Source organism: Clostridium sp. LBM24168 (assembly GCF_052953915.1).
In genome coordinates this window covers 2,186,786-2,200,019 of sequence record NZ_CP196861.1, presented here as the reverse complement: position 1 = coordinate 2,200,019, position 13,234 = coordinate 2,186,786, and the positions used below count along the sequence as shown (strand labels likewise).

Annotated in this window: 10 protein-coding genes, 1 other RNA gene and 1 other annotated feature; of the genes, 9 read left to right on the top strand and 2 right to left on the bottom strand. The window is 33.5% G+C overall.

Features of this window, described 5'->3' with window-relative positions:
* Positions 1 to 5 precede the first annotated feature (5 nt).
* The 3 genes from aspS (at position 6) to ACSVC9_RS10935 (ending at position 3,006) form a co-directional block, all read left to right on the top strand.
* Positions 6 to 1,784 carry an aspartate--tRNA ligase gene (aspS, locus tag ACSVC9_RS10945; protein WP_446897525.1) on the top strand — a complete coding sequence of 593 codons (1,779 nt, stop codon included), beginning with the start codon at positions 6 to 8 and terminating at the stop codon, positions 1,782 to 1,784.
* 42 nt (positions 1,785 to 1,826) lie between these two features.
* Positions 1,827 to 2,006: non-coding RNA, 6S RNA (ssrS, locus tag ACSVC9_RS10940), on the top strand.
* 52 nt (positions 2,007 to 2,058) lie between these two features.
* Complete coding sequence (locus ACSVC9_RS10935; RefSeq protein ID WP_446897524.1) at positions 2,059 to 3,006, top strand: DMT family transporter; 948 nt, start codon at positions 2,059 to 2,061, stop codon at positions 3,004 to 3,006.
* A gap of 57 nt (positions 3,007 to 3,063) precedes the next feature.
* On the opposite strand, the gene ACSVC9_RS10930 is transcribed toward ACSVC9_RS10935, so the two are convergent.
* Positions 3,064 to 3,723 (bottom strand): DUF6483 family protein, encoded by a 660-nt coding sequence (locus ACSVC9_RS10930; RefSeq protein WP_446897523.1) that lies wholly within the window; start codon positions 3,721 to 3,723, stop codon positions 3,064 to 3,066.
* 210 nt (positions 3,724 to 3,933) lie between these two features.
* Between ACSVC9_RS10930 and trhA the strand changes: the two genes are divergently transcribed.
* The 5 genes from trhA to ACSVC9_RS10905 all read left to right on the top strand — a co-directional run bounded on the left by trhA (position 3,934) and on the right by ACSVC9_RS10905 (position 8,482).
* Entirely contained in the window at positions 3,934 to 4,584 is a 651-nt protein-coding gene (trhA, locus tag ACSVC9_RS10925) for a PAQR family membrane homeostasis protein TrhA (RefSeq protein WP_446897522.1), read from the top strand.
* 163 nt (positions 4,585 to 4,747) lie between these two features.
* A complete protein-coding gene (nadA, locus tag ACSVC9_RS10920; protein WP_446897521.1) occupies positions 4,748 to 5,659 on the top strand; it encodes a quinolinate synthase NadA in 912 nt (303 codons plus the stop codon).
* A 29-nt stretch (positions 5,660 to 5,688) separates the two neighbouring features.
* Positions 5,689 to 7,281, top strand: coding sequence for an L-aspartate oxidase (gene nadB, locus ACSVC9_RS10915; protein WP_446897520.1), 1,593 nt, complete (start codon positions 5,689 to 5,691; stop codon positions 7,279 to 7,281).
* An 11-nt stretch (positions 7,282 to 7,292) separates the two neighbouring features.
* Complete coding sequence (gene nadC, locus ACSVC9_RS10910) at positions 7,293 to 8,123, top strand: carboxylating nicotinate-nucleotide diphosphorylase (RefSeq protein ID WP_446897519.1); 831 nt, start codon at positions 7,293 to 7,295, stop codon at positions 8,121 to 8,123.
* Between the two features lie 197 nt (positions 8,124 to 8,320).
* Positions 8,321 to 8,482, top strand: a complete 162-nt coding sequence (locus ACSVC9_RS10905; protein ID WP_446897518.1) for a cell wall-binding repeat-containing protein — start codon at positions 8,321 to 8,323, stop codon at positions 8,480 to 8,482.
* 77 nt (positions 8,483 to 8,559) lie between these two features.
* Here the strand turns inward: ACSVC9_RS10905 and ACSVC9_RS10900 are convergent, their stop codons facing one another.
* Positions 8,560 to 9,948, bottom strand: coding sequence for a sodium:solute symporter family protein (locus ACSVC9_RS10900; RefSeq protein WP_446897517.1), 1,389 nt, complete (start codon positions 9,946 to 9,948; stop codon positions 8,560 to 8,562).
* A gap of 141 nt (positions 9,949 to 10,089) precedes the next feature.
* Positions 10,090 to 10,305 (bottom strand) — a binding site (T-box leader).
* Positions 10,306 to 10,567: 262 nt separating this feature from the next.
* Here ACSVC9_RS10900 and ACSVC9_RS10895 point away from each other — a divergent pair.
* Positions 10,568 to 13,060, top strand: coding sequence for an MBL fold metallo-hydrolase (locus ACSVC9_RS10895; RefSeq protein WP_446897516.1), 2,493 nt, complete (start codon positions 10,568 to 10,570; stop codon positions 13,058 to 13,060).
* Positions 13,061 to 13,234: the final 174 nt, after the last annotated feature.

The following is a 13,234-nucleotide window of genomic DNA, read 5'->3' as shown; positions in this document are numbered from 1 at the left end:
TATAAATGGGAGAATCTTTAGAGGGATTGAAAAGAACTTCTATGTGTGGTGTTCTCGGAGAAAAAAATATAGGAGAAAAATTTACTGTAATGGGATGGGTTCAAAGAAAAAGAAATCTTGGTGGACTTATTTTTGTTGATTTGAGAGATAGAACAGGAATAATTCAGGCAGTATTTGGAGATAGAATAAATAGTGAGGCATTTGCTAAAGCAGATACTTTGAAATCCGAATATTGTATTGCAATTAAGGGAACACTTGTAAAAAGGGAGTCTATAAATAAGGAAATACCTACAGGTATGGTGGAACTTGAAGGCGAATATGTAAGGATATTTTCAGAATCGGAAACCCCACCTATATATATAAAAGAAAATTTGGATGCAGCAGAAAGCATACGGTTGAAATATAGATATCTTGATTTAAGAAGACCGGATATGCAAAGAATATTTAGGATAAGACATAAAGCCTCAAAAATTATAAGAGATTTTATGGATGAAAATGGGTTTCTAGACATGGAAACACCAGTGCTCGCAAGAAGTACACCTGAAGGTGCTAGGGATTATTTAGTTCCAAGTAGAAATTATCCAGGAAAATTTTATGCGCTTCCGCAATCACCGCAGCTTTTTAAACAGCTTTTAATGGTGTCTGGATATGACCGATATTTTCAGATTGCAAAATGTTTTAGGGATGAGGATTTGAGAGCTAATAGACAGCCGGAATTTACTCAAGTGGATATGGAATTGTCATTTGTTGAAGAAGATGACATAATGGAATTAAATGAAAGGCTTATAAAGAGAGTATTTAAAGAAGTAGCTGGAGTTGATGTAAAACTTCCCATAGAGAGGATGCCCTATAAAGTTGCAATGGAAAAATACGGTACTGACAAGCCGGATTTAAGGTTTGGAATGCAAATTAGCAATATAACCGATGAAGTATGCAATATGGATTTTGCTGTGTTTAAAAATGCAATTGAAGCAGGTGGATCCGTAAGAGCTATTAAAGTAAAAAATTGTGCTTCCATGAGTAGAAAACATTTGGATAAACTCGTACAATTTGTGAAGGATTATGGAGCAAAAGGACTTGTTTGGATAGCAAATAGGGATGAAGGAGTTAAATCTTCCATAAGTAAATTTTTGGAGGAAGAAACTGTAGAACGTATATTTTCAACATTGAAAGTTGAAAAAGGGGATTTGATACTCATAGTTGCTGACAAGAATAGTGTGGTATTTCAGAGCCTTGGTGCTCTTAGGGTTCATATGGCCAGAGAAACTGGTATACTTGATAACAATAAGGATTTTAAGTTTATATGGATAACTGAATTTCCTCTCTTATCATATAATGAAGAGGAACACAGATATGAGGCAGAACACCATCCTTTTACTATGCCGATGGATGAAGATATACAATATTTGGATAGCGATCCTGGAAGGGTTAGGGCAAAAGCCTATGATATAGTTTTGAATGGTGAGGAATTAGGAGGAGGAAGTATAAGGATACATGATACAAAGCTTCAAGCGAAAATGTTTAGTGTTATAGGCATAAGTAAAGAAAAAGCTTTGGAAAAATTTAACTATTTATTGGAAGCTTTTAAGTATGGACCACCTCCACATGGAGGCCTTGCATATGGGCTTGACAGAATGGTAATGTTTTTGGCAGGAACTGAAAACATAAAAGATGTCATAGCATTTCCTAAAAATCAAAATGCATTCTGCCCTCTTACGGAAGCACCTAATGTAGTAGATGAAGTACAATTGAAAGATCTAGGTATTTGTATAGATGAAAAATAAGAAAATATGTAGTATAATAATAATGTAAATTATATATTGGTGAAATTCCTGCTGTGTGCGTAAGTTTAAGTTTATATTGACCGAACATATTTAAAAAGGGAACTTAACTCTTTTTGTGGAATGATACTTAATGAATGTTGGGGACAGGAAGCAAAAAGGTTGGTGCCCACCTGCCTGAAAGCGGGTTCAAATAACTTGAACTTGCGGCATGGCGGGGTTTATTTTATTGCAAATATTTATGACCCATATTGATGTTCAAGGGAGATGGTTATAGTTGGGTTATGCATATATTATTTTAACCGCTGTAATATTCAGTACTATGGAGATAACAGGTAAGCTAGCTGTAGGCTTGAACCCAATCCAATTAAATTTTTTAAGATTTATAATAGGTGGTTTGATTTTGCTTCCATCAGCCGTTAAAGCTATAAAACTCAGAGGAGTCAAGCTGAAAAGGGATGATTTCTATTATTTCTTGGGAGCTGGATTCCTTTGTGTTGTACTAAGTATGTCTTTTTTTCAGCTGGCAATTACTTATACTAAAGCATCTACAGTTGCTATAATATTTAGTACAAATCCTGTGTTTACTGTACTGCTTGCATATATTGTATTAAAAGAGGACTTGAATAGAGGCACTATTATATCAATACTGCTGAGCCTTGTTGGAATTTTTTTCATATTAAATCCTTTTGGTACAAGTGGCGATATGAAGGGAATAGTATTATCAATACTGGCAGCAGTTACTTTTTCAATGTATAGTGTAATGGGTAAAATGAGGTCTGGGAAATATGGAAGCATAGCTTTGAATTGTATTACATTTTTAGTTGGTGATTTTATTATGCTTGTAATTATATTGATATCTAAACTTTCCGCAATTAGAAGCATGATAAATCTTGATGGAGATTTGAGTTTTATGTCTAATATACCAATTTTTTCTGGAATAAATGAAGCTAATGTGATACCATTGATATTTATGGGAGTTGTCGTAACTGGACTTGGTTATATGTTTTATTTTCTTGCGATGGATGTTACTTCTGCAACTAAGGCTTCAGTAGTTTTCTTTATTAAACCAGCTTTGGCACCGATTCTTGCATTGATCATCCTTGGTGAAAAGATACCGTTGAATACCGTTGCAGGGATAGTACTTATTTTAGTAGGTTCCTATTTTTCACTTACAGCCAAAAACAATTCATATAAAGAGCAGAAAGAAGAAATTATTCATTAATGCCGTAATAAAATTTCTAGGATTCAAGATATGTAAGAATCCTAGAAATTTATATATTTATAATTTAGATTCAAGTTCTGTAATTGACTTTTTAATTTCTAATTTTGAAAGTCCACCATTTTTTAAGTCGAGATCTTCTTTTGACAATAAATTATTGTAAAATTTCAGAGCATATTCTATATAAGTTGTATCATATTTAGTCTCTTCCAGTATATAATAGATTATATCTTCTGCTTTGTCATATTTATTTATTGATATATAGTAGTCTTTAATTTTTTCTTCTAAAGTGATGGGAAGTTTATACTGAAAAACATCATCTATTAAAGGCTGTATGTCATTGAAGTATTCTTCCAATTCACAGTGATCACTTTTATTGATATAGGCATCTAGAAATATATTTAAGGATTTCTGGTTTATATAGAAAGCTTCATTCAATTTATCTTGTCGTTGAAGTATAGAACCCTCTTCTTCTAGAAGTTTTGCTATCATTATACATTTATCTGTATTCTGTCTTCTGTTGGTACTTGCCATATCTATAATGTTTTCTGTGGTAAAAGAATTGAAAAATTTAAGCCCCAATCTAAATATGTCTTTAAAGGCATCATCTATTAATTTAATAGCTGATTTATAATCATCACTACATTTTTTCGTTTCTATGCTGTTTAAATAGTATGTGAATTTTTTTATTAATTCATTTGTTAGGGTTTGCTTAAGCATTTGTAACATCCTCCTTGACTAATACAGCTTGAATTATATATTGTATTAATTATACAATAACTTTTGTATATATTGTATATTTTACAATTAAAAATATCACAATATAAATATATTGAATATATATTTATATTGTGATATTATTATATTACCACATATAGTTATAATAACTATATGTGGTAATATAATAATGAATTGTAGGAAGTGATTTATTTGGAAGGAGATTTAAAATTTTATACGCGAGGAGAGGAAATTGCAAATGCAATAACTCATGGAATAGGAACAGGCTTATCAGTAGCAGCACTTGTGCTCCTAATCGTATTTGCGGAGAATAAAGGAGATAAATGGTATGTACTTAGCTATACTATATATGGTATCTCCCTTTTGATACTCTATTTGGAATCGACTTTATATCACAGTATAACGAATATGAAGGTAAAAAAATTGTTTAGAATATTTGACCATGCTTCAATTTACTTATTGATAGCGGGTACCTACACTCCATTTACGTTAACAGTATTAAGACCAACAGTAGGATGGATTATATTTGGTATAGTGTGGACACTGGCCATTGCTGGAATAGTAATGAAGGTTTTTTGGATAGGAAGATTCAATGTCCTTTCCACTTTGATATATATTGGAATGGGCTGGATAATAATATTTGTCATGAAAAGGCTAATGATGCTCCTTCCAACTGCAGGTATAGTGCTGCTTTTTGCAGGTGGTATTATATATACTGCAGGTGCGGTACTCTATTTAATTGACAGAATACCATACAATCATGCGATATGGCATTTGTTCGTGATGGGTGGAAGCATATGTCATTTCCTCTGTATACTTCTCTATCTCTTTCCTAACAGATAAATTGAGGGAAAATATCTTCCCCCAATAATACATATTATTTATATATGAAACAGGTATTGTCCTTTAAGTAGGGATTATGCCTGTTTTCTATTGTTAAAAAAGTTAAAAGAGTATATACTGGTGTATATACAGATATATAAAATATTGCTTTAGGAGTGTGAAGATGGATAAATCATTGTTGATTAAGGAGATAAACAGATTAAAGGTTGAAAGAGATGCCTGTATATTGGCACATAATTATCAAATCCCTGATGTACAGGATATAGCGGATATAGTTGGAGATTCTTTTGCGCTCAGCAGGGCGGCCGCAAATTTGGATAATAAGGTAATAGTATTTTGCGGTGTTAGATTCATGGCCGAAAGTGCAAAAATTTTATCACCAGATAAGGTTGTACTGCTACCTGCGGCCCATGCAGGGTGTCCTCTGGCAGATTCTATAGATGAAAAACAGCTTAAAAGAGAAAAAGCAAAATATCCTGATGCAAAGGTGGTATGTTATATAAATTCCTCGGCTGAGGTAAAGGCGGCCAGTGATATATGCTGCACTTCTTCAAATGCAGTAAAGGTTGTTAACAGCATGGATTCAGAGCAGATAATTTTTGTACCGGATCAAAATCTGGCTTCATATGTGGCGGAAAAGATAGAAAATAAAAAGATAATACCATGGCAGGGCAATTGTATTACTCATGCAAGAATAACAATGGAAGATGTTTTCAATACAAAAAGAGAGCACCCGGAGGCAGAGATGCTGGTTCATCCCGAGGTTAGTGAAGAGATAAGGGCAGATGCCGACTTTGTGGGAAGTACTTCACAAATAATAGACTATGCCAGAAACTCAAAGCGCCAGGAATTTATTATAGGAACGGAAATAGGAGTACTGCACAAGATGCAGAATGACAGCCCGCAGAAAAAATTTTATCTGCTCAGCAAAAGACTTGTATGTGAGAATATGAAGATGACATCTCTTTATGATGTTTACAGGTCGCTTATGAATATGGATAATGAGGTCTTTGTTTCTGAAGATGTAAGTACAAAGGCATTGAGTTGTCTTGACAAAATGCTCTCCGTAAAATAAACACTATGAAGTTTGGAAGGTGATGTAAATTGAAAAGATATCTGGCTTATTACAGAAGAGATTCTGCTGCTGACATTGATTATTATGATGTAATTATAATAGGTGCCGGGATATCGGGGCTTTATACGGCACTTATGATCCCCGAAAAATTTAAGATAGTAATTTTAAGCAAGAAAGATATATATGATTCGGATTCATGTCTGGCACAGGGAGGAATTGCGGCAAGTATAGAAGACGATGACAGAAAACTTCATGTAAAGGATACTCTGAATGCAGGTTGCTATATAAATGACCTGAATGCTGTAGATGTACTTGTAAATGAATCTGAGGATGCCATAGATAAATTGACCGAAATGGGAGTTGAGTTCGACAAAGACAGTACGGGGAAATATTATAGATCTCTTGAAGGAAACCATTCCATTCCAAGAATACTTCATGTTAATGGTGATGCTACCGGCAAGGGGATAATGGATGTACTGATCAAAAGAGTTGAGAATGCTCCAAATATACAGATTATAACTGATATATTTGCTGTAGATATTGTAACAGACAAAGAAAAGTTTACAGGACTCACTGCATTATGGAGAAATAAATTTGTGCTTTTTAAGGCAGGAATTTGCGTTATGGCATCCGGTGGAATAGGACAGGTATTTTCAAAGACAACCAACGTTGATGTACTTACTGGAGATGGAATAGCAATGGCGCTTAGAGCCGGTGTCGATCTGGACAATATGCAGTATGTACAATTTCATCCTACTGCGTTGTATTCCTGCAATGTAGAGGACAGATTATTTTTAATATCGGAGGCAGTCAGGGGAGAAGGTGCGGTTCTCAGGAATGCGTTCAAAAAAAGATTCATGAATTATTATGATAAAAGAATGGAACTGGCACCGAGGGATATTGTGGCCAGGGCGATTGAGGACCAGATGAAAAAATACAATTCTGATTATATTTATCTGGATGCCACGCTGTATGACAGAAATTTCCTTGAAAATAGATTCAATACAATATATTCAAAGTGTATCAGTAGGGGAATAGAAATGGAGAAAGATTATGTTCCTATAACTCCGGCACAGCACTATTTCATGGGTGGAATAAAGGTAGATTTGTATGGTAGAACAAATATTGAGAATTTATATGCAGTGGGGGAATGTTCCTGCACTGGTGTTCACGGTGCAAACAGACTTGCAAGCAATTCTCTCATAGAGGCAATTGTATTTGGGAAAAGAGCAGCTGAGGATATTTCAAACAGAATAGATAACATAAGATATGAAAAGACTGATAATCTTTATAGTGATGTCATGGACGGCAAAGCTTGGGATGAATTTCACAAAATAGATAAAAATGAAATTCTACGGTTTAAGAAAACCATAAAACATTGTATGGATGAAAAAGTAGGCATAGTCAGAAATATTGACAGCCTTGAACAGGCGCTTTCAACTGTGAACAGCATCATGGATAAAGTTGAAAATGCAGTATGTACGGATATGAAAAATTATATTGAGCTTTATAATATGTGTCAGGTGTCCCGGTGTGTTATTTTATCTGCTCTTGAGAGCAGGACTTCCATAGGCAGCAATTATGTCGAAGAATATTGCAAAAATCCGGTTTCCAAAAGTTGAGGTGGTATCAATTGAATTATTTAATATTGGATGAATTTATAAAAAGAGCTCTGGTTGAAGACATAGATTATGGTGACATTACTACCGATACCTTGTTTTCTGGAAATGAAATTTCACAGGCAAGAATCATTTCCAAGGACAGTGGTATTATTTCAGGAATTCATGTGGCAGAGAGGGTATTTCATATTGTGGACTGGAATATAGAATTTCAAGTTGAAAAAGAAGATGGTGACTCTGCAGGGTATGGTGACATACTAGCAAATATAGGGGGAAGTTCAAAGTCCATATTGAAAGGGGAGAGAACCGCACTCAATATAATGCAGAGAATGTCTGGTATTGCGACGGCAACAAGAAATATAGTAAATCTTGTAAAGAATTTTGATACCAGGATAGTAGATACGAGAAAGACCCTCCCGGGGTTTAGAATGCTTGATAAATATTCGGTAACCATAGGAGGAGGATATAACCATAGAATGAATTTATCGGATTATGTAATGATTAAGGATAATCATATAAAGGCAGTAGGTTCAATAAAAAAAGCAGTTGAAACAGTGAAGGAGAAACTGCCCTTTACACACAAAATTGAAGTCGAGGTGGAGAATCTGGATCAACTGAAAGAAGCACTTTCTACGGCGGCAGATGTGATAATGCTTGACAATATGGATATAGGAACCATGAAGAAGGCTGTGAAATTAATTGATGGAAGGTTTGTGGTGGAAGCCTCGGGAAATGTAAGTGAAAAAAATGTGGCTGATATTGCAGCTGCAGGGGTTGATATCATATCAATAGGAAGTCTGACCCATTCGGTTAAAGCATTTGATATAAGCCTAAAATTCAGATAGCGGCTGCCGCACTAAAAATTAGTGCGGCAGTTTTTCGTATAAAAAACACTATATCAAGAAATTCAGAAATTCTACGATATTATATTATAATAATACAAAATTCAGTCAGCTTGTAAAACTGTTAGAAAATTAATGTAATTATAGCAAGTGGAAATGATTTCCCAGATGCACTTCTTGGAAGTGTTCTATCTAAAAAATTGAATGCTCCCATAATACTTGCAGACGGACAAAATATTGAGGTGCAGAAAGAATATCTGGACACAACCGGTTATAAAAATCTGATTTTAATCGGCGGGACTGTTTCCATAAATGATAAGGTGCAGGAAACATTAGGTAGCGATCCTACTGTTGATCAATAAAGGTATGACAAAAGGATATTTCCAGAATTCTTTTTCAGGAATTTTGGAAATATCCTTTTTCTGCCGTTTCGGAATTATTAAATGGATATTCTATTTTTATCAATTATGGATATTAAAAAAAATGTTATGAGACATACTATCCACTCCATGTATATTACATGGGGAAATATCCTAAATGCAGGTAACAGTTGCCATAAAAATAAAACTATTATGCTGACCAAGGTAGTAAAAAATGCGGAGCTTTTTCTGCAAAATTTAGGAGCAAATACGGTAAACAGAAATACAAGTGTAAAAGCGGTACAAAGACTCAGCCCTACAGATATGGTTTTTAGTATTCCTGACATGGATAGAGCTAAAATAAAAGTAAATATGCCAATAACTACAACAAATGCCTTTGTCATTACAATTAATTTATGATCATTTATTTTAGGATTTAAAAACTTTTTGTAGATGTCGTTTGTAAATAATGTGGATGATCCCAGAAGCAAATTACAAGCTGTGGATACATCTGCAGCCCAAAGTGCTGCAAGTGTTATTCCTGCTGCAAAAGGATTTAATGAAAGTATCATTTTAGGGAGTGCCATGGTAGCACTTACATCGGGAAAGGCGGTTTTAGCGGCCATACCGATTATGGAGCATAAGAAACCTATGGGTATCATAAGAAGACCGGCTATGATGAAACCTTTTCTTGCTACTTTAGGATCTTTAGCCGCAAAGGCCAGTTGTACCGGACCTTGCATGGACATGACCTGTGTAGCCATAATCAGAAACCAGCTTATAATTATCCATATTCCGGTACCTTGAACAGGACTGAAATAAGGTATGTTCTGGGGAAGCTGTAATTTTATATTTTGTAATCCACCTCTTGAAGCAACAGCAAGCAGGGTACATATTATGATACCTGTATATTTTAAAGGTACATTAAAAAGATTACACAATCCAGAGGACCACATTCCTCCTATGAAAGTTATTCCTATAAAAACGCATGCACTTATAATCATACCGGTTTTAATGGTGAATATTTCAGGAAGCAAAGAGGAGAGAATGGCTCCGCCGGCTATGTATTGCAGGGATACAACTACAATCAGAATAATTATCTGGCATATTACACAAATGAGTCTGCCCTTTTCATCATAAAATTTCCCAAATAGTTCAGGTACTGTAGATACATTGAACCTTCTGTATTTACCGGCTATCCCTATGCCCATTATTATGGCGCCGAATCCCCAGGCCACATTGTACCATCCTGCCGATAATCCTATATCATAGGCCTGTTCAGCTACACCTATTGTGGATGCACCACCAATAGCAAGTCCTATAAGTGAACAAGCTACAAGTGGAGTTGTAAGCTGACGTCCAGCTAGAGTATAACTTTCTCCTCCTTTTGCAGCTCTTTTCCTGGCAAAAAAGCTTATAACGAAAAGCATAAATATGTAGATAATAATTATTATTAAAGATATATTCATTTTATAATTTCCTCCTATCTGGTTTCTATTATTTAAAATAGTGTAAAAGAGCAAAAAAAAACGTCCCTGGCCAAGGGACGAAATAGTCGTGGTACCACCCTATTTTGAACAATAAAAATTAAAATAAAAAAAGTACCAGATTTAAGGGACGAAATAATCGTGGTACCACCCTATTTTAAAAACAAATATTATTGTTCTTCTCTTACTATTAACGGAAGCTAACCGGCGCAGCCTACATATTACATAACTCAGCCTGCAGTTCAGGAATGTATTTCATAAAGCATGCCAAACAATTCGCACCAACCACTGTTTCTCTTCCTAGCATCCTTAATTACTTCTTTCCATCTTGACATTTAATTTATGTAACGACTATTATAATTTAAAATATTTATAAAATCAAAGTATGATATATAAATTTAGAGATGATTAAGTGATTATTTCTTAGAATATGTAGCTATTGCTCTTAATTACTATTTATATTGATTTTTACAAAAAATATTAAAATAATACTATTATTATACATTTGAAATTGCTATTTTTCATTTTATAATTCTTACTACATATATGTTATAATATTTCAATAAACGAAATCTATTTTAACAGATGGCGGGTGATATAAGTGGAGATTTCATTCTTAGGAGGAGCTCATGAAGTCGGAGGGAGCTGCATATTATTGAATATTTGTAATAAAAATATACTTCTTGACTGTGGAATAAGACAGAGTTCTTCCAAGGATCCAATTCCAGATTTTAAGATTATTCAGGAAAATGGCGGAATAGATGCAATAGTAATAAGCCATGCACATATGGATCATATAGGATGCCTTCCAATAATAAGCAAGGAATATCCTATGGCTAGAATATATACTAATGTAATGACAAAGTATCTTATGAAGGTCCTGCTGTATGATAGCCTGAAAATAATGAATAATAGGGAAATAGAAATTCCACTCTATGCAGAGAAGGATGTAAAATCCATGCTAAGCAGAGTGTTTCCGGTAAATTATATGGTGGAATTTTCTATATTTCAGGACATGAAACTGTGTTTTTATGCAGCTGGGCATATAGCAGGGGCTTCGTGTATATATATAAAATCGCCTGAAGGAACGGTATTCTATTCTGGAGATTTCTCTATATTCTCACAGAGAACCGTAGATGGGCTAAAATTGCCGAAACTTAGACCTGATGTAGGAATTTTTGAAACTACATATGGAGACAGACTTCATTCAAACAGGGAAGTAGAAGAAGAAAGACTCATAAAGGTAGTAAATGAGTGTGCCTTAAATGGTGGTAAAATGTTAATTCCGGCTTTTGCACTTGGAAGAGCACAGGAGATAATACTCATGATAAAAAGAGCCATAAATAATGGCAAAATCAAAGGTATAAAGGTATATGTGGATGGAATGATAAGAGATATAAACAAAATTTACAAATTAGGCCCTCTTTATCTCAAGAATTCTTTGGGAAAAAAGATACTCAGAGGAATGGAACCTTTTTATGATGACAATATAATTCCGGTTAAAAATAAAGAGAACAGGGAAAAAATAGTAGAAGATGGAGAGAGCTGTATTATAATTTCAAGTTCTGGAATGCTCACGGGAGGATTTAGCCAGTATTATGCGGAAAAATTGGCTCCTGTTGAAAGTTCATATATAATTATAACTGGCTACCAGGATGAGGAGTCTCCTGGAAGAAAGCTTTTAAATCTTTTAGAAAAAAAGGATAGAAAATTAGAATTGAATGGGAAGTTAATACCTGTAAGATGTAGGGTGGAGAAAGTTGGACTTTCGGCCCATAGTGATAAAGGAGAAATAAAATCTTTAATAAAAATACTTTCACCTAGGAATATATTTATGGTTCATGGAGATGGTAAGATAATTGAAAATTTTTCAAAAGAAATTTCCTGTGAAATCAGATCCAGGGTATATTCTCCAAAGTGTGGTGAAAATTATTGTGTAAATATAAATAATCCTAGAAAACAGATTAGCAGACAAATAAAAAGAATTATGAAAGAAGATATTCCATTAAATAAAATAGATATGAAAAAACTCTGGAAATTTGTGCTGGATAATTATGGGCAAAAGTTTTTTACTGTAGAAGAACTTGCGTTTATTTGGACAGGTTGTAGGAATTTGAATGGTAATTTAGAAGCTATATCAAATTTTCAGCAAAATTTAATAAGTTCCATTTACTTTGAAAATGATATGAGAAGATTATTCATGTTTAGACCTAAACTAGATTATGAAGTAGCTGAACTATTGAAACCAAGAGAATTGAAGCCAAATGAATTAAACGATTTGGTAAATGAATATTTTGGAGATTTTAAATTTAAAAAGGCCAGTTTTATCTATGGACAAAAGAATATTATTTTGAATTTTGATTTTCCATCAATAGTAAAAAGACAAATATATGATGTAATGGATAAATTTAAAAAAGATACTGAATGGAATGTTGAAATTTCGAATTCCGTAAATATAAATGAGGCCTCCAGTATTATAAATAAAATATTGTATGGAGCTGATATAAAAAAAATCTCTTATAAGCTTGATGAAAATAAAGTTGAGGTTAATTTAAATTCAAATTTTTATGTTGACAAAAATATTTTGGAAAAGTTTACTAAATGTACAGGACTTAAACTTATATTCAAATTGCCAGTTAAGGTCATGGACAAAGAGGTAACTTTAGAAAATAATAAAAGTGGTACTGCTATGGAGCAAAACAAGGCATTAAATTTAATTGACAGTGTATTTAAGGATAAAGAATTTAAACCATATAGGAAAAGTATAAAGTCTAATAAAGGTGAAAAATATATAGAGCTTGGTTTTATAACACCTATGATAGGCAAGAAATATGAAAATGATATAACTGAATTGGGAAATATAACTGGATGGAGCATGAAAATATCAAGTAGTGTGAACCAGAACCAGATAATAAATGGAATAAAACTACTCTGTAGTATTCAAAATGTAAGACTGAAAAAGAATCCATCCTTTAACATAGTTGATTTAACGGTGACTTTAAAATTAAAAAACTCGGAACCTGAAGAAAAAGTTCAATTGATAAAAGAGAAGATTGAACATGATACAGGATGCACAGTAATATTTAGCTTATAATTATTTCAAAATTTTTACGGATTAAATCTAATTACATTATACTATAGGCGCAAATAAGTTGAATATAAACAAAAACTTTTGTACAATATAATAGTCATATAAAAAGAGATTTGCATTCACATTTTTAGATGTTGTTAAAATATAAATTTAGCTTTCAATAAGGCGAGGAGTGAA

Coding starts and splice junctions, on each gene's coding strand:
- nadA (WP_446897521.1), top strand. CDS start 4,748: ATGGATAAATCATTGTTGATTAAGGAGATAAACAGATTAAAGGTTGAA.
- aspS (WP_446897525.1), top strand. CDS start 6: ATGGGAGAATCTTTAGAGGGATTGAAAAGAACTTCTATGTGTGGTGTT.
- ACSVC9_RS10930 (WP_446897523.1), bottom strand. CDS start 3,723: ATGCTTAAGCAAACCCTAACAAATGAATTAATAAAAAAATTCACATAC.
- ACSVC9_RS10900 (WP_446897517.1), bottom strand. CDS start 9,948: ATGAATATATCTTTAATAATAATTATTATCTACATATTTATGCTTTTC.